The sequence below is a fragment of the Agrobacterium sp. 16-172Ci genome, assembly GCF_053522725.1.
Genome location: NZ_JBNWBW010000003.1, coordinates 176759 through 196727, shown reverse-complemented (window position 1 = coordinate 196727; position 19969 = coordinate 176759). Strand labels below are relative to the sequence as shown.

General features: G+C 58.1%; 25 protein-coding genes and 2 tRNA genes. 13 read left to right on the top strand and 14 right to left on the bottom strand.

Translation table 11 applies throughout. The features are described 5' to 3' along the window. Positions 1–12 precede the first annotated feature (12 nt). Together ACQZ40_RS05725 and ACQZ40_RS05720 are read right to left on the bottom strand one after the other, a co-directional pair. Entirely contained in the window at positions 13–1050 is a 1038-nt protein-coding gene (locus ACQZ40_RS05725) for a cysteine synthase A (protein ID WP_003521575.1), read from the bottom strand. A 122-nt stretch (positions 1051–1172) separates the two neighbouring features. Further along, positions 1173–2612, bottom strand: coding sequence for a cryptochrome/photolyase family protein (locus ACQZ40_RS05720; protein WP_448747550.1), 1440 nt, complete (start codon positions 2610–2612; stop codon positions 1173–1175). A 188-nt stretch (positions 2613–2800) separates the two neighbouring features. Between ACQZ40_RS05720 and ACQZ40_RS05715 the strand changes: the two genes are divergently transcribed. The 3 genes from ACQZ40_RS05715 (at position 2801) to ACQZ40_RS05705 (ending at position 4320) form a co-directional block, all read left to right on the top strand. After that, positions 2801–3070 carry a DUF982 domain-containing protein gene (locus ACQZ40_RS05715; protein WP_065654016.1) on the top strand — a complete coding sequence of 90 codons (270 nt, stop codon included), beginning with the start codon at positions 2801–2803 and terminating at the stop codon, positions 3068–3070. Between the two features lie 135 nt (positions 3071–3205). Then, complete coding sequence (locus tag ACQZ40_RS05710; RefSeq protein ID WP_080856235.1) at positions 3206–3763, top strand: methylated-DNA--[protein]-cysteine S-methyltransferase; 558 nt, start codon at positions 3206–3208, stop codon at positions 3761–3763. 113 nt (positions 3764–3876) lie between these two features. Next, on the top strand, positions 3877–4320 hold the full coding sequence (locus tag ACQZ40_RS05705; protein ID WP_080817213.1) for a TIGR02594 family protein: 444 nt from the start codon (positions 3877–3879) through the stop codon (positions 4318–4320). Positions 4321–4390: 70 nt separating this feature from the next. Here the strand turns inward: ACQZ40_RS05705 and ACQZ40_RS05700 are convergent, their stop codons facing one another. After that, positions 4391–4630: a hypothetical protein gene (locus ACQZ40_RS05700; RefSeq protein ID WP_448747549.1), complete on the bottom strand. Its 240-nt coding sequence runs from the start codon at positions 4628–4630 to the stop codon at positions 4391–4393. A 170-nt stretch (positions 4631–4800) separates the two neighbouring features. On the opposite strand from ACQZ40_RS05700, the gene ACQZ40_RS05695 reads away from it, so the two are divergent. Then, positions 4801–5190, top strand: coding sequence for a DUF2934 domain-containing protein (locus ACQZ40_RS05695; RefSeq protein WP_448747548.1), 390 nt, complete (start codon positions 4801–4803; stop codon positions 5188–5190). A 100-nt stretch (positions 5191–5290) separates the two neighbouring features. Here ACQZ40_RS05695 and ACQZ40_RS05690 read toward each other — a convergent pair. After that, a tRNA-Asn gene (locus tag ACQZ40_RS05690) sits at positions 5291–5365 on the bottom strand. Positions 5366–5541: 176 nt separating this feature from the next. On the opposite strand from ACQZ40_RS05690, the gene ACQZ40_RS05685 reads away from it, so the two are divergent. Then, entirely contained in the window at positions 5542–5820 is a 279-nt protein-coding gene (locus tag ACQZ40_RS05685) for a hypothetical protein (RefSeq protein WP_125145988.1), read from the top strand. Positions 5821–5823: 3 nt separating this feature from the next. Here the strand turns inward: ACQZ40_RS05685 and ACQZ40_RS05680 are convergent, their stop codons facing one another. Then, positions 5824–6468 (bottom strand): exopolysaccharide biosynthesis protein, encoded by a 645-nt coding sequence (locus tag ACQZ40_RS05680; protein ID WP_003521567.1) that lies wholly within the window; start codon positions 6466–6468, stop codon positions 5824–5826. Positions 6469–6979: 511 nt separating this feature from the next. On the opposite strand from ACQZ40_RS05680, the gene ACQZ40_RS05675 reads away from it, so the two are divergent. The 7 genes from ACQZ40_RS05675 (at position 6980) to ACQZ40_RS05645 (ending at position 12673) form a co-directional block, all read left to right on the top strand. Then, positions 6980–7567 (top strand): YqaA family protein, encoded by a 588-nt coding sequence (locus tag ACQZ40_RS05675; RefSeq protein WP_080856238.1) that lies wholly within the window; start codon positions 6980–6982, stop codon positions 7565–7567. Positions 7568–7705: 138 nt separating this feature from the next. Beyond that, positions 7706–8260: a dual specificity protein phosphatase family protein gene (locus ACQZ40_RS05670; RefSeq protein ID WP_271045058.1), complete on the top strand. Its 555-nt coding sequence runs from the start codon at positions 7706–7708 to the stop codon at positions 8258–8260. A 294-nt stretch (positions 8261–8554) separates the two neighbouring features. Then, positions 8555–9667, top strand: a complete 1113-nt coding sequence (locus ACQZ40_RS05665; protein ID WP_174056652.1) for an ABC transporter substrate-binding protein — start codon at positions 8555–8557, stop codon at positions 9665–9667. Positions 9668–9779: 112 nt separating this feature from the next. Next, positions 9780–10832, top strand: coding sequence for a FecCD family ABC transporter permease (locus ACQZ40_RS05660; protein ID WP_448747547.1), 1053 nt, complete (start codon positions 9780–9782; stop codon positions 10830–10832). Further along, entirely contained in the window at positions 10829–11650 is an 822-nt protein-coding gene (locus ACQZ40_RS05655) for an ABC transporter ATP-binding protein (protein ID WP_448747546.1), read from the top strand. Before ACQZ40_RS05660 ends, ACQZ40_RS05655 begins: the two co-directional genes overlap by 4 nt. Then, a complete protein-coding gene (locus ACQZ40_RS05650) occupies positions 11647–12102 on the top strand; it encodes a pseudoazurin (protein WP_078054034.1) in 456 nt (151 codons plus the stop codon). The genes ACQZ40_RS05655 and ACQZ40_RS05650 overlap by 4 nt, the downstream gene beginning before the upstream one ends. A 73-nt stretch (positions 12103–12175) precedes the next feature. Continuing rightward, positions 12176–12673, top strand: coding sequence for a ferritin (locus ACQZ40_RS05645; protein WP_125145984.1), 498 nt, complete (start codon positions 12176–12178; stop codon positions 12671–12673). 149 nt (positions 12674–12822) lie between these two features. On the opposite strand, the gene ACQZ40_RS05640 is transcribed toward ACQZ40_RS05645, so the two are convergent. The 4 genes from ACQZ40_RS05640 to ACQZ40_RS05625 form a co-directional block, all read right to left on the bottom strand. Continuing rightward, complete coding sequence (locus tag ACQZ40_RS05640; protein WP_125145983.1) at positions 12823–13050, bottom strand: DUF6429 family protein; 228 nt, start codon at positions 13048–13050, stop codon at positions 12823–12825. Between the two features lie 86 nt (positions 13051–13136). After that, entirely contained in the window at positions 13137–13343 is a 207-nt protein-coding gene (locus ACQZ40_RS05635) for a hypothetical protein (protein WP_125145982.1), read from the bottom strand. Positions 13344–13446: 103 nt separating this feature from the next. Next, the gene (locus ACQZ40_RS05630) at positions 13447–13707 is read right to left on the bottom strand and encodes a hypothetical protein (protein WP_448747545.1); all 261 of its coding nucleotides are present in this window, start codon (positions 13705–13707) and stop codon (positions 13447–13449) included. Positions 13708–13845: 138 nt separating this feature from the next. After that, positions 13846–13922, bottom strand: a tRNA-Pro gene (locus ACQZ40_RS05625). 218 nt (positions 13923–14140) lie between these two features. Here ACQZ40_RS05625 and ACQZ40_RS05620 point away from each other — a divergent pair. Further along, positions 14141–14677 (top strand): DUF1269 domain-containing protein, encoded by a 537-nt coding sequence (locus tag ACQZ40_RS05620; protein WP_080856241.1) that lies wholly within the window; start codon positions 14141–14143, stop codon positions 14675–14677. 71 nt (positions 14678–14748) lie between these two features. Here ACQZ40_RS05620 and ACQZ40_RS05615 read toward each other — a convergent pair whose 3' ends face one another. The 5 genes from ACQZ40_RS05615 to uppD all read right to left on the bottom strand — a co-directional run bounded on the left by ACQZ40_RS05615 (position 14749) and on the right by uppD (position 19962). After that, a complete protein-coding gene (locus tag ACQZ40_RS05615; protein WP_448747544.1) occupies positions 14749–15402 on the bottom strand; it encodes a hypothetical protein in 654 nt (217 codons plus the stop codon). A gap of 172 nt (positions 15403–15574) precedes the next feature. Beyond that, positions 15575–15724: a hypothetical protein gene (locus ACQZ40_RS05610; protein ID WP_104679367.1), complete on the bottom strand. Its 150-nt coding sequence runs from the start codon at positions 15722–15724 to the stop codon at positions 15575–15577. Positions 15725–15803: 79 nt separating this feature from the next. Then, on the bottom strand, positions 15804–17045 hold the full coding sequence (gene uppF, locus ACQZ40_RS05605) for a polysaccharide biosynthesis O-antigen ligase family protein UppF (RefSeq protein WP_448747543.1): 1242 nt from the start codon (positions 17043–17045) through the stop codon (positions 15804–15806). Then, a complete protein-coding gene (gene uppE / locus ACQZ40_RS05600; protein ID WP_080852228.1) occupies positions 17042–18595 on the bottom strand; it encodes a polysaccharide biosynthesis glycosyltransferase UppE in 1554 nt (517 codons plus the stop codon). The genes uppF and uppE overlap by 4 nt, the downstream gene beginning before the upstream one ends. Positions 18596–18819: 224 nt before the next feature. Then, positions 18820–19962, bottom strand: coding sequence for a polysaccharide biosynthesis type 4 glycosyltransferase UppD (gene uppD / locus ACQZ40_RS05595; protein ID WP_448747542.1), 1143 nt, complete (start codon positions 19960–19962; stop codon positions 18820–18822). Between the last annotated feature and the right edge of the window lie 7 nt (positions 19963–19969).

Below are 19969 nucleotides of genomic sequence, written 5' to 3'. Positions count from 1 at the left end.
TTCGGCATGTCCTCAAACGGTTTCGTACGGAACCGCAATCTCGCTTTTCGTCGCCAGCCACTGCGGAATGGGAAGCCCCTTTGAGCGCAGGAAATCCGGGTTGAACAGCTTCGACTGATAACGATTGCCGTAGTCGCACAGTATCGTCACGATTGTATGCCCCGGACCAAGCTCGCGGGCAAGGCGGATTGCGCCGGCAATGTTGATGCCGGAGGAGCCGCCAAGGCAAAGCCCTTCCTTCGTCACCAGATCGAACAGCACCGGCAGCGCTTCCGCATCCGAAATCCTATAGGAGAAGTCAGGCGTAAAACCTTCCAGATTGGCGGTGATGCGCCCCTGTCCGATGCCTTCGGTGATGGACGAGCCTTCGGATTTCAGCACGCCGTGCTTGTAAAATTCATAGAGAGCCGCACCCTCGGGATCGGCAAGGCCGATCTTGATGTCGGGGTTGAAGTCGCGCAGGCCATCGGCCACGCCCGCAAGCGTTCCGCCGGAACCGACCGAGCAGATGAAGCCATCGACCTTGCCGTCCGTCTGGTCCCAGATTTCGGGGGCCGTCGTTTCGATATGGGCCTGACGGTTGGCGATGTTGTCGAACTGGTTGGCCCAGATCGCGCCGTTTTCATCCGTCGCGGCAAGCTGTTTTGCCAGCCGGCCGGAAACCTTCACGTAATTGTTCGGGTTGGAATAGGGGGCGGCCGGAACTTCGACCAGCTTCGCGCCGAGAAGTTTCAGCGCGTCTTTCTTTTCCTGGCTCTGCGTTTCGGGAATGACGATGACCGTCTTGTAACCGAGTGCATTGGCGACCAGCGAAAGACCGATGCCGGTATTGCCCGCAGTACCCTCCACAATGGTGCCGCCCGGTCGCAGCTGACCGCGCCGCTCGGCATCGCGGATAATGTAGAGTGCGGCGCGATCCTTCACCGATTGCCCGGGATTGAGGAATTCCGCCTTGCCGAGGATTTCACACCCCGTCGCTTCAGAGGCGGCTTTCAGACGGATGAGCGGCGTGTTGCCGATAGCACTGAGCGCAGAGGAGTGAATGGTCATGATTGAGCCTTCTTGTCTGAGCGGAAATTAGGTGCCGTTATGTCCCGTTACAACCGCTTCAAGGCAAGAAATTATCTTCCCGGCTTTGGCTTAGCCACGCAAAATTTTGCCGATACCCAATTTTATGCGTTCTTCTTGACGTCGGCATAGGCCGCAAGCGCTCTTTCCCGTGCTTTTCCATGGTCGACAATCGGCAGCGGATAGGTCTTGCCAAGTTCGATGCCCGCCTTCTTCAAGGCCTCTTTCGGCGCTTCGAACGGCTTGTGTATGTATTTTCGCTCAAGCTTTTCCAGCTCCGGCACGAAATGGCGCACATAATCGCCATCGGCGTCGAATTTTTCGCCCTGCAATATGGGGTTGAAGATGCGGAAAAACGGCGAGGCGTCCGCGCCTGATCCCGCCACCCATTGCCAGTTGGCTGCGTTGGAGGCCGGGTCCGCATCGACAAGCGTGTCGCGGAACCATTTCTCACCCTTCCGCCAGTCGATCAGCAGATGTTTGATGAGGAAGGAGGCTACGATCATGCGCACCCGGTTGTGCATGGTGCCGTGTTTCCACAATTGCCGCATGCCGGCATCGACGATCGGATATCCCGTCATCCCGCGGGTCCACGCCGTGAAGGATTTTTCATCGTCTCGCCAGCGGAAGGCGTCGAAACTGTCGTTCCAGTTCTTTTCATCGAGTTCGGGAAAATGAAACAGCAGGTGATAGCAGAATTCCCGCCAGACGATTTCCTTGCGAAAACGGCTGATATCGTTGGAGGCGATATGGCGGGAAAGCCCCTTCGTCGCGTGCCAGACGGTAGAAGGCGATATTTCGCCGGACGCCAGATGCGGCGAAAGCAGAGAGGTGGCGTGCTTTGCCGGAAAATCGCGGCCTTCTTCATAACCCTTCAAAGCGCCATCGATGAAATCGTCGAGTTTCTCCCGCGCCCCGCCTTCGCCGGGAGACCAGATGTCGCTGAAGTGTTTCGCCCAGTCGGGCTTGGTGGGTAACAGTTTCCAATCGCCAGGCTTTTCCGATTTTGGCCACGTCTTCGGCGCCTTGAGACCCTTCGGCGCATCCGCCGGCGCATGTGGCTCCTCGCCGCCCTCCAGCGCCCGCCAGAAAGGCGTATAGACCCGGTATGGACCGCCGGATTTCGTCTGCAGCCTCGATGGTTCATGCAGCAGATGGCCGGAAAAGCTGCGGACCGTCAGGCCGTCATCCCGAAGCGTCTGTTTCAGCGCCTTGTCCGTCGCCATGCCGGCAGGATCGTATCGGCGGTTCCAGAATACCGCCTCTGCACCGGTTTCGGATATCAGATGGCGCAATGTCTCGCCGGCGTCGCCGCTCAGAAGCACGAGGCGGCTGCCGATTTTTTCCAGTGCAGCGGTAAGGGACGTGAGGGAGTGGTAAAGCCACCATTCCTGTGCGCCGCCCAGCGGGCCGCATGATTTTTCCCTGATATAGACGGGGATGACGGGGCCGCCATGCTCCACGGCGGCAAGCAAAGCGAGGTTGTCCGAAAGGCGCAGGTCCTTGCGGAACCAGACGATGGCGGGGGAGGCTGTTGTCGGCATGAAAGGACCCGGTTCACTTCCGCTTGAACGAGTGTTGAAACGCTTTGTTCCGCAAATCGGCTAGAATGGAAAGATGGAGGGCATGGTTTTTCGAGGGTTATTTTTTCGCCCTTGAAACCGCTGATAAAGGGAACCAACTGGAGGAGCCGGCGTTTGTCGCGGGTTAATAGAGCATGGAAGTGCAATCAATGTTGCTGAATGACGTTAAGTGGGAAAAGCCCGTTACCATCTCCCTTGAAAACGGTGCTCCCCGTATTTTCAATGGCGTTTACGAAGCCTTCGATTTTCTCCAGCACGAATGGCCTGAGCGTGGCGACAAGGTGCATGAACAGGCGCTGCGCCTGTGCCGCGCCTCGCTGATGGGCGACGTGGCGGGGGAAATTGCCCGCACGGCCTTCGTTGCCGCCAGCCGGCAGGCACGGTGCCTTGTGGAAGAGCCGGGCAAAATCGCGTCCTGAACGGATTTTCGGAACTGATGTGTATAAGGCCACCCGCCAAAAACGGGTGGCCTTGTTTGTTGAGGAGCAGGAAACGGGTTGTTTCGAATGCGGGATATGGCATCGTGCATGCGAAAAAGCGGATGAGCGACGGCAATGAGCAACCACTACGGCTATATTGTTTTTCCCACAGCCCTCGGCCATTGCGGTCTCGCATGGGCGGGGCGGGGCATCGTGCGTCTGCAATTGCCCGGCTCTGATGCCGGCGAGACCGAAAAACTTCTCCAGAAGCGCCTGCCATCCGCCTCAATCGCCGTTCCCGAAACACGCATGCGTGAGGTGATTGCGATGATCACCCGTTATTTCGGCGGCGAGGAGATCGATTTTACCGCCGTCGAACTCGATCTCGCCGGGCAGGAGCGTTTTTTCCTCGATGTTTACGCCGTTGCGCGGCAGATCGGCTGGGGTGACACGACGACCTATGGCGGCATCGTAAAGACCCTCGGTCTCGGCATGGAAAAGGCCCGCGATGTCGGTCAGGCCATGGCGAAAAATCCGGTGCCGCTGATCATTCCCTGCCACCGGGTTCTCGCCGCCGGCGGCAGGCTTGGCGGCTTCTCCGCACCGGGCGGAACCACCACCAAATTGCGTATGCTGGATCTCGAAAATGCCGGCCGCAGCCGCACTGACGAGGCGCAGGGCAGCCTGTTTTGAAGCAATGACAGATCAGCGCACATGAATAGGCGTCTGATTTCTGCCCATTTCTCGTCAAATTGTCGCTAAATTGTCACAATACACGGGCGCCCTCTAACATAAGGGCGAGACGTTTGAGAGTATCCGCGTTAATTCTATCGGTTGCCTTGTCTTTTACAGTCGTTGCATCGGCCTCTGCCGGCATGCTGAACCAGGCAGAAAAATACACCGGACTGCATGAGTCCAAGAACAACAAGAGCCTCAAGAACATTCTTGGCGCAAATCCCCGCAGCACCCCATGGTGCGGCCTTTTCCTGCATGCGGTCGCCAGCAAGGCCGGCCGGCAATCTCCCAAATCCTATGGATTTGCGAAGTCCTGGACATCCTTCGGTTATGCAGTGCCCGTCAGTCAGGCCAAGCCCGGCGATGTCGTCGTCATTCGCAACGGCCGTGGTTACCACGCCGGCATTTTGAAGAGCATGAGCGGCAAGACCGCCCAAATCCTCGGCGGCAACCAGTCCGGCCGGGTGCAGGTGTCGAACTTCAACCGCAAGGCCATCGTTTCGGTCCGCCGATAAATCTCCTGACATTTTTGACGGCATTTTTTCGATAAAGGCGGGCTTTGACCCGCCTTTTCCATGTTTGGGCCTAAGGCTGCTCTCTGGTGCCAGGTGCTGCGTCGCGCTGGTCGTCGTCCTCAAGGTCTATGGCGACGATGAAGGCGTCCTCGTGCTGCCTTGCGGCCTGCCGGCGCGCACGCAGGCTCACGCTCTCGTCCGGGTAAATCTCGACATCTTTGGCTTTCAGCTCGCTGTCTGTTTCGAACCGCGCGACATCATCGTCCTCAATATCAAGCGGTTCGGTTTTCGGCTTCTGCGGGGTGGTCATGAAGCGATCTCCTGCTGGTTTCTGCAGGCCAAACGATCGGCGGCCGATGACGGTTCCGTTTCTCGCGGAAATGCTCATTCGTCGCAGGTCAAAGCGGAACTAACTCTGGCTTTTTTTGTTTTTTCAATGGCACAATCAAAACCGGTGCAACGTAAAAAGGGAGGTCCGTTATGAGCCATGACCGCGAAGCCGCAATCCGTGAAAAAGCGCGCGCAATATGGGAGAGGGAAGGAAGACCCGACGGGCACCATGAAAGACACTGGATCGAGGCGGAACGGGAGCTTTCCGCACATGCGGAAGCGGCGAAGTCCAAAAGCGGAAATGGCGTGAAGAAGGCTGCTGCCGCGAAGGCGCCTGCGAAGAAGACGCCAGCGAAAAAGGCAACTCCGGCAAATGCCAAATCACCCGCGGTAAAATCGCTTGAGAAAGAGCGGAAATCTACGGATAAGAACAAGGAAGACGATCTCACCGAGAGCCTTGAGGAGAGTTTTCCGGCAAGCGATCCTCCGGCGCTTACCAACGCCACGAAGGCGACGAAGCGGGCGGTCAAAAAGAACTGATCGTTTGGCGTAGGATGATGGGGAAGTCACGACAATCCCCCAGAAGAAAGGGGCGAATTGCAGCTGCACTTCGCTCTTCAAAACATGTTTTTGAGAGAAATGGCTCCCCGGGCCGGATTCGAACCGGCGACCTGTCGATTAACAGTCGAATGCTCTACCGCTGAGCTACCAGGGAACGTCCACCGCTTGGCGCGGTGTGAGCGGGGTAATACAAATGCTTTTCCGATTTGCCAAGCGGTTTTTTCAAAAAAAACGCATTCCTCTTGTTTTATCCCTCCAGAGTCCCGATTTTCCGGGCTTATCGCCGGTGAAAAAATTATCCACAGGCCAGATGCAAAAGGGCAGGATGGAATGAAATTCGGTATCGACCACAGAACGCACCGCCTCCATGTCGGAAAATGGAGCTTTGCCATGCCGCGTTCGCGTGTCGGCAGGATTGCGACGGGCTCGGCGCTGGTGGTGGGCGGAACGCTGGGTTTCCTGCCCGTTCTCGGCTTCTGGATGGTTCCGCTCGGTCTCGTCGTGCTTTCCCACGATCTGCCGGCGGTTCGCCGCCAGCGGCGACGGCTGGCGGTCTGGTGGGCATCGCGGCAGAACCGCCGCGACACCCGCAATGGCGACCGGCAATAGGTCTTATGCGCCGATGGAACTGCTGATGCCCTGGCCGGCCCAGAAGGCCGCATAGGCGAGCGCTGCGAAATAAATCGCCGTCAGCCCCAGAAACAGGTAGCCGCCGAGCACGGTGACGCCATCCCTCTGAATCATCCCTGCCGAAAAAAGCAGGATCGCAACGCCTGGGAGGGTGTTGGAGAAGGGAATGAAGCCGAGCGGCATCATCAGCAATACGCCCGCCGTCATCAGCGCAAGTCCGTTTATGCGGTTGGCGATGATGCCGGTCGTCAGCGCGGGAATGCGCGGGCGAATGAAACCGTCGAGCTTGGAGACAATGGCGACGCCTTTTTGAAGGGCGGGAACGAGCTTTGCCGTCTCCATCTGCCGGTCGAGGATTTTTGCCGGCAGCCATGGCAGGCGGTTGAGGGTGATTGCCAGGCTGACAAGAATGATCGCCGCACCAAAGACCGTGCTGACGCCGGGAATGGAAACCGGGATGAGAAAGGGCAGGGAGGCGATTGCGCAGATGAGCAAAAGGCCCTGTTCGCCGATCGCTTCCATCAACTCGCGCAACGTGATCGTCTGACCCTGCAGCTTTCCTATCAGCTTCTCAAGCGTCGTGCTCAGCTTTTCAGACGTATCAGTAAATGCGAATTCGTTCGTCATGCGGCTTCCCGGAAGTTGTTTAACTCCGGGATTGATAACATCCATCCGGCCCGATGCCTATCGCCGATAGAAAAAGAGCCTCATCTCATTTGGTCGCGTGGTTCGCTTGGATTAGTGCGAAACCCAGCTACTGTAGGCGCCTGCAAGAAGAACCACCAGCAGAATGACAAGTATGACCGGATTGATCGATGTAACGAAGTTTACATAGTCCATGATAACTTCCTCCTCTTTCCTCCACCTCTTATTCTACAGCAAAAAGGCGAGTTCATCTACCACAGGCTGAAATTTCGCATTGCAACAACCGGCTTGCGGTGAGGGCTGGAAATGCTCGTCTTTATGATTTTTTGCGATGCAAAAATAAATTTTCCAACATTTGCCATTCTCTTGCGTTGTCTCTAATCCTCATTCGGGGCCGGTCTCTCCGGCCCGTCGGCAACCGCATGAATCACCGCCGATATGCCTTTGCTCCCGCCTTCCTTCACTCCGCAACACTCTTCCCCGGGGACACGACATGCTGAAAAACATCTATGCCTGGACGATGGCGCTCGCCGCGCGCAAAACCGCCGTGTGGTGGCTGGCAATCGTGGCTTTCGTGGAAAGCTCCATCTTCGTTGTGCCTGCCGATGTGCTTTTCCTGCCCATGGTGCTGGCCAGGCCGAAAAAGGCGATGTTTTATGCGCTCGTGGCAACTGTCGCCTCGGTTTTTGGCGGAATCGCCGGCTGGTTCCTCGGCCACTATGCCTTTGAAAGCATCGCGCGGCCCATTCTCGAATTTTACGGCAAGCTCGACAGCTTCGAGCATCTGAAGAACTCCGTTGACTACGAAACCATCGTTCTCCTGCTGGTGACATCGGGGCTCGCGCATCTGCCGCCGATCAAGGTCGTGACTATCCTCTCCGGCGCGGCCAATATCAGCCTTGGCCTGTTCATTCTTTCGGCCGTCGTCACGCGCGGCGCGCGCTTTTTCATCCTTGCCGGATTGCTGCAGAAATACGGGGAATCGGTGCGTCATTTCATCGAAAAACGCCTTGGCGCCATCACCGCGGCAGCCGCCGCCGCGCTCATCGCGGTCTATGCGGTTTACGTTTTCGTGCGTTGATCAAGCGCAAATTTTCTACTCTTACAATACTGTCGCATAACTTTCAGCTTACTGTCAGAATCCGTCTGTATCGGTTCTCTCGTCGAATGAGGGAACCGTTTTATTATGCGAAGATTTTGGAAGTGCTCCTTTTGGGGCATGGGTATTGCTGTGCTTGCCGCAGGCGGTTACCTCTACGCCATTCAGCTCCTGGGCAATTTTCACGAGGTTGTCGCGGGGCAGCTTTATCGCTCCAACCAGCCGAGCAATGAGCAACTCGTCCGCTATACCAAAGACCATGGTATCAGGACGGTCATCAATCTGCGCGGCGCGAACGAATCCAAGGCCTGGTATCGCGATGAGGTCGAAACCGCCCGCGAACTGGGACTTAATCATATCGATTTCGGCATGTCGGCAAGCCAGGAGCTTGACATGAACAGGGTCAACGAGCTGGTCGCCATCATGCGCGATGCGCCGAAGCCAATTCTCATTCATTGCAAGGCCGGGGCGGACAGGACAGGCCTCGCCACCGCGCTCTATCTCAGCCGCGTGGCAAAGCTTGATGAGGAACAGGCGGAAAGCCAGCTTTCCTTCCGCTTCGGCCATATCGGCATTCCCTATCTCTCGGAAACTTACGCCATGGACCGGACTTGGGAGAACGCGGAAAAGATGCCTGTCATCGACGATTTCGCCATCGCCTCCAACGAGTTCTGAAGTCGGCTCGGGCGCATTTCCCACAGGGCACACTTCAATGATCTGAACGGGATCTTGCGTCCTGTCTGGATGACGGAGGTTATCGGGACGGGCGCAACCCAGAGATCTTGGCCGGCTGAGGGCGCGGCGGCGCAGCATCTATCGCCGCCGCCCGGCGGATATTTCCCGGTGTGCATTTTACCGGAAATGACAATTTTCATTTTTATATTAGCAACTTATGTGATCTAGCGATTTAAGTTGACTCGTAGTGTCACCTTTTATAGAGCGGCATTGTTTCAACTTCTGGATCGCATCATGACCCGCAAAACATTTATCGGCGGCCTTGCCGCATCGTTCTTATCCGTTTTCTTTATCGCACCTTCCGCCACCGCTGCAGAGAAGACCATCACCGACGTCATCGGACGCGAGGTGAAGGTTGATCTTCCTGCAAAACGCGTCGTTCTCGGTTTCTATTTCGAGGACTACATGGCGGTGGGTGGCGAAAAGGCCTATGATTCCGTTGTCGGCATTTCCCGCGAAGCGTGGGAAGGCTGGGTTCCCGCCAACTGGAAAATGCATCTCGCTCACCGCGCCTCGCTTGCGGATATTGCCGATGTCGGCGAAGTCGAAGCCCAGACCTTCTCAGTCGAAAAAGTTCTGAGCCTCAATCCCGATCTGGTGATTCTGGCGGATTGGCAATACAAGGCGCTCGGTCTCGATGCCGACCGTCTGGAAGAAGAGGGCATTCCCGTCGTTGTCGTCGACTACAACGCCCAGACGGTCGAGCGCCACGTCGCCTCCACCCGGCTTTTCGGCGAACTCACCGGCCAGCAGCAGCGCGGCAAGGAAATTGCGGAATTCTACGCCGGTTCTCTGAAGGATGTCGCCGAACGGGTGGCGAAATCCGGTCAGCCGAAACCGAAGGTCTATGTCGAATTCGGCAATAAGGGACCGGCCGAATATTCCTTCACCTATGGCAAGAACATGTGGGGCGCCATGTCCACCGCCGCTGGCGGCGACAATATCGCAGCACCTTTCGTTGAGTGGTGGGGACCGATCAATCCCGAGCAGGTTCTGGCTTCGAAGCCCGACGCCATCTTTATTTCCGGCCGTGAAAACAACAAGAACCCCGCGGCGCTGCCGATGGGGCAGGCGGTGAAGGCAGCGGATGCCCGCGAAAAGCTTAAGGCCTTCGAAACCCGTCAGGGCTGGAGTGAAGTGCCGGCCATCAAGAACGGTCAACTGTTCGGTGTCTATCAGGGGGCGTCGCGCACACTCTCCGATTTCGCCATGGTGCAATATATCGCCAAGCAGCTTTATCCCGAGCAGTTCAAGGATGTCGATCCGATCGCCAACTATCTCGGCTATTACAGGAAGTACCTGCCGGTCACGCCTGAAGGCACCTTTGCCATCGCCGTCAAGGATTGATGGTTCTGTGGCCGGCGGCGGAAAAGCATATTTGCTTGCCGCTGAAGGTTAAATTCCGCGGACGCCACGGCACGGCGTCCGTTTTTCACCGTCTTTTTCAAACAGGTTTTCCATGACAATTGCCGCCCGCAATGCCGAAGCCATCGGTGCGCACCGGCTGCGTGAACGTCGTCGCTGGCGCGTCGTCTTGGTCTTTTTCGTGCTGATGGCGGTGAGCCTCGTTCTCGATATCGCCACCGGTCCCTCGCTGCTGTCGCCCGCTGAAGTGGTGAAGTCGCTGACCGGCCTTGGCGAACGGGCGGCGATGACCGATTCCATCGTGCGCGGCCTTCGCCTGCCCATGGCGCTGATGGCGCTCGCCGTTGGAGCGGCGCTCGGCGCCGGCGGCGCGCAGATGCAGACCTTGCTGAATAATCCCATGGCGAGCCCCTATACGCTCGGCATGGCGGCTGCGGCGGGCTTTGGCGCCGCGCTGGTGCTTTCGCTCGGCGGTCTCGGGCTGGATGCCATGATTGCCGTTCCGCTCGGCGCTTTCGTCTTTTCCATGTTCGCCGCGCTCTTTCTCTTCATGCTGGCCTCCATGCGGCAGATGACGGCCGAAACCATCATTCTCGGCGGCATCGCGCTTCTTTTCCTGTTTCAGTCGCTGCTGTCGCTCATCCAGTTCCTGTCCTCGCCGGAACTGTCGCAGCAGATTCTTTTCTGGCTGTTCGGCAGCCTGACCAAGGCGACCTGGCCAACGCTTGGTTTGACAGCCGCCGTCACCGCTTTCTGCTGCGCCCTGCTCATGGCGGATTGCTGGAAACTGACGGCGCTGAGGATGGGGGAAATGCGGGCAGCCAGCCTCGGCATCAATGTGCGCCTGCTGCGCATGAAGGTTCTCATCATCGTCGCCATCATGACAGCGACGGCAACGAGTTTTGTCGGGGTCATCGGTTTCATCGGGCTGGTCGCGCCGCATATCGCCCGTATGACGGTGGGCGAGGATCAGCGCTTCTTTTTGCCGATGTCGGTACTGAGCGGCGCGCTGATGCTTTCGGCAGCCTCGATTCTCTCCAAATCGATCATTCCCGGCGCTCTGTTCCCGGTCGGCATCGTCACCGCCATTGTCGGCGTGCCGTTTCTCCTGTGGCTGATTTTCGCTCCGAAGAGGCGCGGCCGATGATGGTTCTGGATAATATTTCCGTCGAACGGGGCGGGCAGGTTATTGTGAGAGACCTCTCGGCACGCCTGGAGCCCGGGCAAATCCACGCCGTCATCGGCCCGAACGGCACAGGTAAGACGACGCTTCTCAGAGCGATCTTCGGCGACCTGCCGCTCGCTGCAGGCGCGATCAGCCTCGGTGATCGTCGCCTTCAGGCCGGGGAAAGGGCAGGGCGGCACAGAAGGGAATGGCGGGATCGTTTCGCCTATATGCCGCAGGACACGGCCGCCGATATAGCGCTCAGTGTGCTGGAGGTGGTGGCGCTCGGCCGCTTCGGCCGGCTTTCGCTTCATATCGACGACGAAACGCTCGATCTGGCGATGACACGCCTGCATCAGGCCGGAATAGCCCATCTGGCGGGCAGGGAGATCGCCTCGCTCAGCGGCGGGCAACGGCAGATGGCGCTTTTTGCGCAGGTTCTGATGCGTGAACCGCAGGCGATGCTGCTCGATGAGCCTGTCAGCGCGCTGGACCTCAAGCATCAGGTGGCGCTTCTCGATCTGGTGCGGCAGGAAACCCGCGTCAATGGCCGGGTGACGCTTGTCGTGCTGCATGATCTCAATCTCGCCTGCCAATATGCCGACAAGCTGCTGGTGATTTCGGATGGCGCGCTGAAGGCGGCAGGCGCACCGGGCGATATCGTCACCCCGAAGCTCATTTCCGAGACCTATGGCGTTGCCGTGGAGGTGTTGCGCGACCGGCGCGGCAATCCCGTCATCCAGCCAACGGGCGACCCGCCGCTCGAACATTTCAAAACCCTTGAAGGAATAATTGCATGAAACGATTTTTGATGACGCTTGCCACGGCTTTGGCCGTAATCCTGCCCGTCACGCCATCCCTTGCCGCCGAACACAAGATACTGATGCTCAATTACGGCAAGGATGGCGGCATGGTGTTCGAGCCTTCATACGTGAAGGCGGAGCCGGGCGACACCATTACCTTCGTGCCGCAAAATTCCAGCCACTATGTGCAGTCCTATGCGGTTCCGGAAGGCGTTAGCCCTTGGAAAAGCAAGCTCGATGAGGCCTTCACCGTCACTGTCGAGAAGGAGGGCGTCTATCTCTATTATTGCCCGCCGCATCTGATGATGGCGATGATCGGCATCATTCAGGTCGGCAAGCCCGTCAATCTCGAAGCCGTCAGACAAAAGGCCGAGAAGCTGCGGCCCAAGCTCGTCATGAAGAGCGAAAGGCTGGAGACGGCGCTCGGGCAGGTGACGCCCGCACAATAACGCCCCGCCTTTCAGGCCGCGCCAATCCGCACCGCAAATCCGCTTCTTCAACCCCGAAACCAAGGATGAAACCATGGCAAACAAAGTTATCGAAACGACGCTGAACGATCTCCTCAATGGCGAGCTGCGCGCCCACCACGCCTATCTTCAGGCGGCCGCATGGGCGGCGGAACGGAATCTCGACGGTTGCTATAAATTCCTGCTCGGCCATGCGGCGGAAGAGCTGGAGCACATGCACCGCATCTTCGGCTTTCTGAACGATCTTGGCGCACGCGTCACCTTTTCCGAACTGCCGGCGCCGCAGGTCACGGCAAACGACATCAAGGGGCTGTTCAGCATCGTGACGGAGCACGAATCCCGCGTCACCGCCGCCATCAACGCGGCAGTCGATCTTGCCCAAGTGGAAAAAGACCACGCCACAACCTCATTCCTGCAATGGTTCGTGGATGAGCAGCATGAGGAAGACAGCCTTTGCCGCACCATACTCGGCAAGATCGAGCTGATCGGCGACGGCCCCAATGCGCTTTACCTGATCGACCGCGAAATCGGTCAGCTGGCGGACAAGGGCTGATTGCTGCGCCAGTCCCAACTCTCAATAGTATACGATTCATGATCGGGTAAATCACGTACCACGATGCCGGGTGAACTCGGCATCGCCTCAGAAAAGCTGCGGCCATTCCAATCTGTCAGGCGATACTGCGTGACGGCGACTTAACTCGATCACTGTCGCGTAAAGAGTTGCCGAAACAACGCCTCCGAACGCTGACGCCCTTCATGCGTCAGCCCTAGCGACTTCGATTTATTGACAGGGTTATCGATCATGCCCTTCTGGTGCAAACGCTCCAGCACATCCCAGTCATGCCCCTTCCAAGCGTAGTAGTCGTTGTGAAGGGTCAGCCATAACAGTGCAAGCACCGTGTCATCGATTTTCTCTTCATCGATATCCATTCAACACCTCGCGACGATTGGCAGTGAAGGTTCGCTATCTGCGGGAAGTTATCGGCTTCTCCGGTCTGGTGCAATGACAGGGCTTATCAGCGCCCAATCCCGTCCAGCGGCGTCCATCCGCGCGTATATCCCCTTCCCATAATGGCGACCGCCAGGGAAAGCTGTTCCTGCAGATGCTCGATTTCGCCGAGAAGGGCTTCGACAGCTGCCTTTGCATCGCCGTCGTGACACTGGATGACATATCCGGCTATGTCGTCAGGCCGTATGGGGGTGGTTTTTTCAGCGTCGGACATAGTGGATGACCTCTCTTTTGTTCACTAAATGTTCTAATTTTAGCAGAGAGTCAACAACGCAATGGGCGTCGCCCTTTACAGTCCGGCACTGCGGAATTGAACGTTAGTGAAAAAACGGTTCTTCGCCATCCAGAAAGCTGCGAATCCCGTCCTTCTCACACGTTGCCAGGAATTCTTCCCAGGCATCTTTGTCGGTCGCGAAGGGTTCGTCCCAGGTGGTGACATCGTCATGCTCGCTGATGACTTCGAGCGTCCAGTCCTGCTGGGTGCCAGCGGGCCGGTAGATATCAACCAGAACCGTGATGCCGTCGTCTTCAAACTCGCCCGAGAATTCTGAGTGTTCTATCTTCGTTTTTTTGGCCATCTCGGCACACCTCATTCTCAGGCCTGGACAAACGCATAGCCCAATCCGGGCTTTTAAATTCGCGCATGGCGCAGGTTACCAGATAGCTGAAACAAATATAGCCAGCTCTGGGGGAACTGGCTATCTATCTGATTTTAATGGTCGGAGCGGCGGGATTCGAACCCACGACCCCTTGACCCCCAGTCAAGTGCGCTACCGGGCTGCGCTACGCTCCGAACCTGAAAGCCGTTTATATATAAGCCTGTTAGGGCGCAAGCGGAAAATGGTCTTTTCATAAAAAAAGGAGCAAAGGGTGTGGATGGCCTAGAGAGGGCTAAGCAGCCCGGATGGGCGGCCGTCAAACGCATGACACATCCCCTTTCCATCATTGCCGGAACAAGCCGCCCGCTTCGGCGTTCAATCGCAGCGGAATTGAAACTCAGGGAGACGAACTATGTCCGAACTCGTCGTTGTTGGTTTTGACGGAACGGAAGTGGCCGACAGGGTGCTTCTGAAGCTTGCAGGCCTTAAAAAGGAATATCTGGTCGATCTGGAAGATGCCGTGGTTGTCGTTCGCGATGAAGATGGCAAGGTGCATCTGAAACAAAGCGTCAATCTGACGGCGATCGGCGCAAGCTCCGGTTTCCTGTCCGGCGGTCTCTGGGGCGGCCTCGTCGGCCTGCTTTTCCTCAATCCACTGGCGGGATTTGCCATCGGCGGCGCGATCGGTGCCGGCACGGGGGCTCTTGCGGGTTCGCTAACGGATTTCGGCATCGACGACGATTTCATCAAATCGCTCGGCGAGACCATTCCCAACGGTTCTTCAGCGCTGTTCGTGCTGATCCGCAAGGTGCAGCCGGAAAAGGTGCTGGCGGAATTCGAAGGCCTGCGCGGGCGGGTCATCAAGACGTCGCTGTCGCCGGCGCAGGAAGCGCAGTTGCAGAAGGCGCTTTCCGGCGGAGCCGAAACGGCTGCCGCACCTGCCGTCTGAGCAGACGTTGAAAGCGAGGCTGCGGCATTTTCCATGTCGCGGCCATCCGCTCGGGCATCGGGGAATTCAGCTTATACGGTCAAAGTGCCGTTTTTCGCCTGCGGCCAGGTGAGATAATAATAGCGGCTGCCGACACTGCCGAAAAACGCGTTGTCGCCGGAAACGGTATCGACATAGGCGCCGGTCTCGCTTCTCGCATAGGCCGAGCCGTCGCGTTTGAGATGGTCTTTCAGAAAGTCGCTCCATCCCGTCATGGCGATATCCGTGGCCGGCCTGGAGGTGGTTTCTTTATCGGAGGCCACATCCCAGGCCTTTATTTGCGCACCCTCGGCGGGATCGGAGACGGTCAGCGTGCCGGCCGTCAAAGCCTCCAGCATGGCCTTGGCCTGCGAAGCCTTGTCCGGATCTGCGGTCAGTTCTTCCAGCGTCTCCTTCAGCTCCTTCATGAAATCGGCCGTGGTAATATCGCCGGAAGAAAGCTGGGTATCCGTGTCGTCGGTCTGCGTATCCTCGTTCGAGGTCTGGGCATATTGCGCCAGAAGCTGCGTGAGCCGCGTGTTGGTGGAAGACGAGGAGGAGGTGGTGTCCAGCCCGTAGGAATCGAGGAGAGACGTCCGCGTTGTGGAGGAGGATGTGACGGCGGAATTGTCTTCCTGCTCCTTGATGGCCTTGAGGGCCAGTCTGGTGGCGGTGAGGCGTGTGGACAGGTCGATGGAGGAGACCATTGCGCTAGCTGTTTCCTTGATCGGGCGATACGCATCATTCGTACCGAACCGGCTCGGCGGGCATCGCTCCCGCCTTTCGTCTCCTCTCATAAGAAGACCGGGCGAATCCCTGCCGTGTTCGGCTTGGGATGCACCCGGTCCTAATGGCCGGACTTTGCGCGACGCTTGCGGATCAGTTCTCCTGAACGGAGACGCCGTTCGGGCCGATATTCATCTCGATCCCCTTCGGCTTGCTTTCCTCGTGCCAGACATAGACGCCAAGGCCTGCGATGACCACGATGAGTGCGCCGATAATGAGATAGAGATTATTGGTCTGCGTCATTAAGATGTCTCCCCGTTTGACAATCAGAATCCGGGGCTAAACGCATGAAATGGCGTAAGGTTCCGTAAGGGTAAGCGGTTTATGCGGCACGCGTGCGGCGGCGCAGGCTTTCGCGTTTTTCAAGCGCCATGCATCCCCACAATATGCCGAGCAGCAGGAAGAAGTGTCGCCAGTGGTCGGTATCGATGACGGCGCCGATCATTACATGCCCGACGAAGGTTACCCAGGAAATGATGAGAAACGGCTGCCAGGGCCGTGGTCGCAGCAGGTGCCTGAAACCGGCGGCGATGGTCCAGCAGATCAACACGAGATAGATCACGAAACCGAACCAGCCATGCGTCGTCAGGCTCTTCAGCCAGATATTATGTTCGGCGGCGGGAAAGATATTGTCGAACACCATGGGGCCGATGCCGAGCGGGTGTTCCATGGCGAGCAGGAAGCCGAGATAGTGGCGGGCAAAACGCCCGAGATGGCCGCCGTCATAAGATTGCACCGCCGAAGCGCGGCTGGAGAACAGATCCGCCACCTGCTTGAACTGCAGCGCGATGATGACCGCCGCGACCATCAGCCCGGCGGCGACAAGAAACAGCACGAGTATCTTCAGGCGAAACGCGGCCGTGCGCTCCTTCAGCAGCATCACGAAGACGAGGAGGATGGTGGCGAACAGAAACAGGCCCCAGGCCGCGCGCGAGAACGACAGGAACACAGCAAGCGACAGGATGAGCAGCCCGGCGATCCGCCAGGGCGCATGCATCGCCTTGCCGGTGAGAAGGCCGTAAATGAGGTAAAGCGAGGGCGTCACCAGAAAGGGACCGAAAACGTTCGGGTCCTGAAAGGCGCCCTTGGCGCGGTCGTAAAGGGTGAAGACCTCGAAACCCGGAATGGCGTGGAAATATCCGATGATGCCGAGCAGGGCGGTGATGAGCGCCGCCGCAAGCCAGGCCCGGAAAATCAAAAGCAGCCGCTGGTATTTGTCCTCGACGATCGCCGCATAAAAAACCGAGGTCAGCGCCAGAAAGGTCGAGACGGCGAGATAAAGCGGCCCCTCGTCCAGATCGGCCATGGTGGTGAGCGAAAGATAACCGCCGACATTGAAGGCAAGCAGCAGGCACAGAAGCAGGACGACGGTGCGTGAAAGGCGAAGGCCGAGCAGGAACCACAGGGCCACCTGTCCCACCATCATCAGCTCATAGGGCGCCGGCTCGGAAATGACGAAACCGGAAAGGAACACGCCGAATGCGATGAAGAACGAACCGACGAGCCGCATGGCGGCCAGCGGCGCGTCGAAATCCGGTGCGTGCTGGTAGCCGGTGTGGGTCAATAGGCGTTTTCCGATTTCAGCAACCGTATCGGCGTGAGGAACAGGATTTTCAGATCGAGGAACAGCGACCAGTTCTCGATGTAATAGAGATCGTATTCGGTACGGAACTTGATTTTGTCGCCATGGTCGATCTCGCCGCGCCAGCCGTTGATCTGCGCCCAGCCGGTAACACCGGGCTTGACCTTGTGGCGCGCGAAATAGTGCTCCACCACCTCGGTATATTTAAGGTCGCCCGTCTGGGCATGAACGGCATGCGGACGCGGCCCGACGAGCGAAAGATCGCCATAAAGAACGTTGAAAAGCTGCGGCAGTTCGTCCATCGAGGATTTGCGCAGGAAGCGGCCGACGGGCGTGACGCGCGGGTCGTTCTTCGTCACGGCCTTTTTCGCGGTCGGATCGCTGAGTTCCGTATACATGGAACGGAACTTCCAGACGTTGATGGTCTCATTGTTGAAGCCGTGGCGCTTCTGCTTGAAAAGGACCGGGCCTTTCGAGGTTGTTTTCACGGCAATTCCCGCGCCCACCATCACCGGCCATAAAAGGGCGATGCCGATGAGGCTGAAGGTGATGTCGAACACCCGTTTCGCCACCGAATCCCAGTCGCGGATCGGCTTGTCGAACACATCGAGCATCGGCACCTTGCCGACATGGGAATAGGCGCGGGGGCGGAAACGCAATTTATTGGCATGCGCCGCAATGCGGATATCGACCGGCAGCACCCACAGCTTGCGCAGAAGCTGGAGAATGCGCGCCTCGGCGCTGAGCGGCAGGGCGATGATCAGCATGTCCAGCTTCGTCAGGCGGGCAAATTCCACCAGCTCCGCAAAGGTGCCGAGCTTGGGATAGCCGGCGACAACCTCGGGAGAACGGGCGCTTTTCCGGTCATCGAAGATACCGCAGATGCGGATATCGTTATCGGACTGCTGCTCCAGCGAGCGGATAAGGTCCTTGGCGGTATCGCCGCCGCCGACGATGACGGCACGGCGTTCCATGACGCCGTTACGGCCCCAGTGGCGAATGGCGAAGCCGAGGATCAGCCGCCCGGCGAAGATCGCCACCGCACCCGTTGCATACCAGATGCCGAAGGCCTGCCAGGAATGCAGCGCATCGGGAAAGAAGAGGAGAAGGAAACAGGCAATTCCCACGAAGGAGAGGCACACTGCGCCCTGAATGCGGGCGAACATCTTCAGCGGCGTGCGCAGTGTCGGAAGCTGATAGCAATCACCGGCCTGCAACAGAAACACGCAGAGCGCCGCCCCCAGCACGCCGCCGCCGAAAACCGACAGAAAGGTTTCGAGACCGCGATCGGCTGCGATGCCGTTGACGATGGCGGCGATGACGACGAGCATCGTGAATTCCAGAAGCCGCAATTGCCCGATCACCATGTTGGGCGAATGGTTGCCGGCGCGAAGCTGGTTGGCGATCTGCCGAGCAAGCGGATTGAGAACGACGGTTTCGGAGGCCGAAGCCCCGCCGGCTTCATGGTCGGAGAGCTTCTTGCGCAATGACGCCAGATCGAATTGCAGCCTGTCCTTGTCAGTCTTGGTCATTGCCTTGGTCCGCACCCTCCAGCGCATCGGCCTTAAAATCGCATTGGATTTTCGACCGGAACGATGCGCAACCTCAAAGTGGTAGAGCGCCCTTCGTGCATCCGAACGGACACGCGGCGCTCTACGAGCAGAAAACTAGCCGAAACATGCTAAGAAACGTTTATGATGAGTTTCTACAGGACGGCCGGAATATACAATTAAAAATCGTGTTTTTGAAATGACTATCAGGTCGATAACAGGTCGCGATAGAGTTTCATCATCTCATCCGCCATGACCGGGGTTGAAAATTTCGCCTTGAAGCTGTCCGGGCGAGGCATGATCCGCTGCGCCCAGCCGGCATCCTCGGCATCCTTGACCATGATCCGTGCCAGCGCATCGGCGTCGCCAGCCGGCACGAGCGCCTCGCTGTCTTTTCCAAGGACTTCGGGAATGCCGCCGACATGCGAGGCGATGACCGTTTTTCCCGCCGCAAGCGCTTCGAGCACGATATAGGGCATGGCTTCGGCGCGCGACGGCACTACCACTGTCGTTGCCAGTTCGAAGGCCTGCCTGGCGGGCATGGCCGCATGCATGGAAATCCGTCGGGAAAGCCCGGCTTTGTCGATCATCGCGGCATATTTGTCCCTGTCCGGTCCGTCGCCGACGATCACGCCGGTCATCGGCTGGCCGATGCTGCGTTCCATTTTTGCAAATGCCTTGATGAAGACGTCCGGTCCCTTGAGGTCGCGCAACATGCCGATATAGAGAAAACGGGCGGCATCTTCGCGGGCAGGCACGGTTTCGAACTCGCTTTCCTGCACGCCGTTATAGATCATCGCGGTGCGGGTGCGCGGCCTGCCGACCTTGGCCTCGTAAGTCGCCTGCTCGAAATTGCAGACGAAACAGAGCGCATCGGTGAAATGTTCCTGAAACCGCTCCAGCCGCAGGAAAAGCTGCCCTTTGAGGCTGTTTCTGGCGTAATGCAGGCTGCCGCCATGTGGTGAATAGAGGCGGGCTACGCGATACCTGTTCGCCCGCAGGAGTGAGCCGATCAGTCGGGCAAGAGCGCCACCCTTGGCGCTGTGCCCGTGCAGAATGTCCGGCCGCAAACTTTTGATGTGCTTGTAGGATTTCCACAGCGCCATGAGGTCGCCGGGACTGATTGACCGCCGGATGGGCAGGCGGGTGAGGCCAAGCTCCAGCATCGGGGTGATCTGTGCGAAAAGCCGTTCCTCATGCGCGCCGCCGGTGGAGCTGTCGCAAACGATGCCGACCTTGTGGCCCTGTTTCACATGTTCTTCGATGAGGTCGCGCACATGGCGGAAGACACCGCCCACCGGGGAGCGGAAGCAGTGAATGATGCGCAGGGGAGGGCCGTCATCCGACACGTTCGCC

What these genes read in the sequence shown, in the direction of transcription:
- ACQZ40_RS05725 (WP_003521575.1), bottom strand. Translation starts at nt 1,050, where the DNA reads ATGACCATTCACTCCTCTGCGCTCAGTGCTATCGGCAACACGCCGCTC.
- ACQZ40_RS05720 (WP_448747550.1), bottom strand. Translation starts at nt 2,612, where the DNA reads ATGCCGACAACAGCCTCCCCCGCCATCGTCTGGTTCCGCAAGGACCTG.
- ACQZ40_RS05715 (WP_065654016.1), top strand. Translation starts at nt 2,801, where the DNA reads ATGTTGCTGAATGACGTTAAGTGGGAAAAGCCCGTTACCATCTCCCTT.
- ACQZ40_RS05710 (WP_080856235.1), top strand. Translation starts at nt 3,206, where the DNA reads ATGAGCAACCACTACGGCTATATTGTTTTTCCCACAGCCCTCGGCCAT.
- ACQZ40_RS05700 (WP_448747549.1), bottom strand. Translation starts at nt 4,630, where the DNA reads ATGACCACCCCGCAGAAGCCGAAAACCGAACCGCTTGATATTGAGGAC.
- ACQZ40_RS05695 (WP_448747548.1), top strand. Translation starts at nt 4,801, where the DNA reads ATGAGCCATGACCGCGAAGCCGCAATCCGTGAAAAAGCGCGCGCAATA.
- ACQZ40_RS05685 (WP_125145988.1), top strand. Translation starts at nt 5,542, where the DNA reads ATGAAATTCGGTATCGACCACAGAACGCACCGCCTCCATGTCGGAAAA.
- ACQZ40_RS05680 (WP_003521567.1), bottom strand. Translation starts at nt 6,468, where the DNA reads ATGACGAACGAATTCGCATTTACTGATACGTCTGAAAAGCTGAGCACG.
- ACQZ40_RS05675 (WP_080856238.1), top strand. Translation starts at nt 6,980, where the DNA reads ATGCTGAAAAACATCTATGCCTGGACGATGGCGCTCGCCGCGCGCAAA.
- ACQZ40_RS05670 (WP_271045058.1), top strand. Translation starts at nt 7,706, where the DNA reads ATGGGTATTGCTGTGCTTGCCGCAGGCGGTTACCTCTACGCCATTCAG.
- ACQZ40_RS05665 (WP_174056652.1), top strand. Translation starts at nt 8,555, where the DNA reads ATGACCCGCAAAACATTTATCGGCGGCCTTGCCGCATCGTTCTTATCC.
- ACQZ40_RS05660 (WP_448747547.1), top strand. Translation starts at nt 9,780, where the DNA reads ATGACAATTGCCGCCCGCAATGCCGAAGCCATCGGTGCGCACCGGCTG.
- ACQZ40_RS05655 (WP_448747546.1), top strand. Translation starts at nt 10,829, where the DNA reads ATGATGGTTCTGGATAATATTTCCGTCGAACGGGGCGGGCAGGTTATT.
- ACQZ40_RS05650 (WP_078054034.1), top strand. Translation starts at nt 11,647, where the DNA reads ATGAAACGATTTTTGATGACGCTTGCCACGGCTTTGGCCGTAATCCTG.
- ACQZ40_RS05645 (WP_125145984.1), top strand. Translation starts at nt 12,176, where the DNA reads ATGGCAAACAAAGTTATCGAAACGACGCTGAACGATCTCCTCAATGGC.
- ACQZ40_RS05640 (WP_125145983.1), bottom strand. Translation starts at nt 13,050, where the DNA reads ATGGATATCGATGAAGAGAAAATCGATGACACGGTGCTTGCACTGTTA.
- ACQZ40_RS05635 (WP_125145982.1), bottom strand. Translation starts at nt 13,343, where the DNA reads ATGTCCGACGCTGAAAAAACCACCCCCATACGGCCTGACGACATAGCC.
- ACQZ40_RS05630 (WP_448747545.1), bottom strand. Translation starts at nt 13,707, where the DNA reads ATGGCCAAAAAAACGAAGATAGAACACTCAGAATTCTCGGGCGAGTTT.
- ACQZ40_RS05620 (WP_080856241.1), top strand. Translation starts at nt 14,141, where the DNA reads ATGTCCGAACTCGTCGTTGTTGGTTTTGACGGAACGGAAGTGGCCGAC.
- ACQZ40_RS05615 (WP_448747544.1), bottom strand. Translation starts at nt 15,402, where the DNA reads ATGGTCTCCTCCATCGACCTGTCCACACGCCTCACCGCCACCAGACTG.
- ACQZ40_RS05610 (WP_104679367.1), bottom strand. Translation starts at nt 15,724, where the DNA reads ATGACGCAGACCAATAATCTCTATCTCATTATCGGCGCACTCATCGTG.
- uppE (WP_080852228.1), bottom strand. Translation starts at nt 18,595, where the DNA reads ATGACCAAGACTGACAAGGACAGGCTGCAATTCGATCTGGCGTCATTG.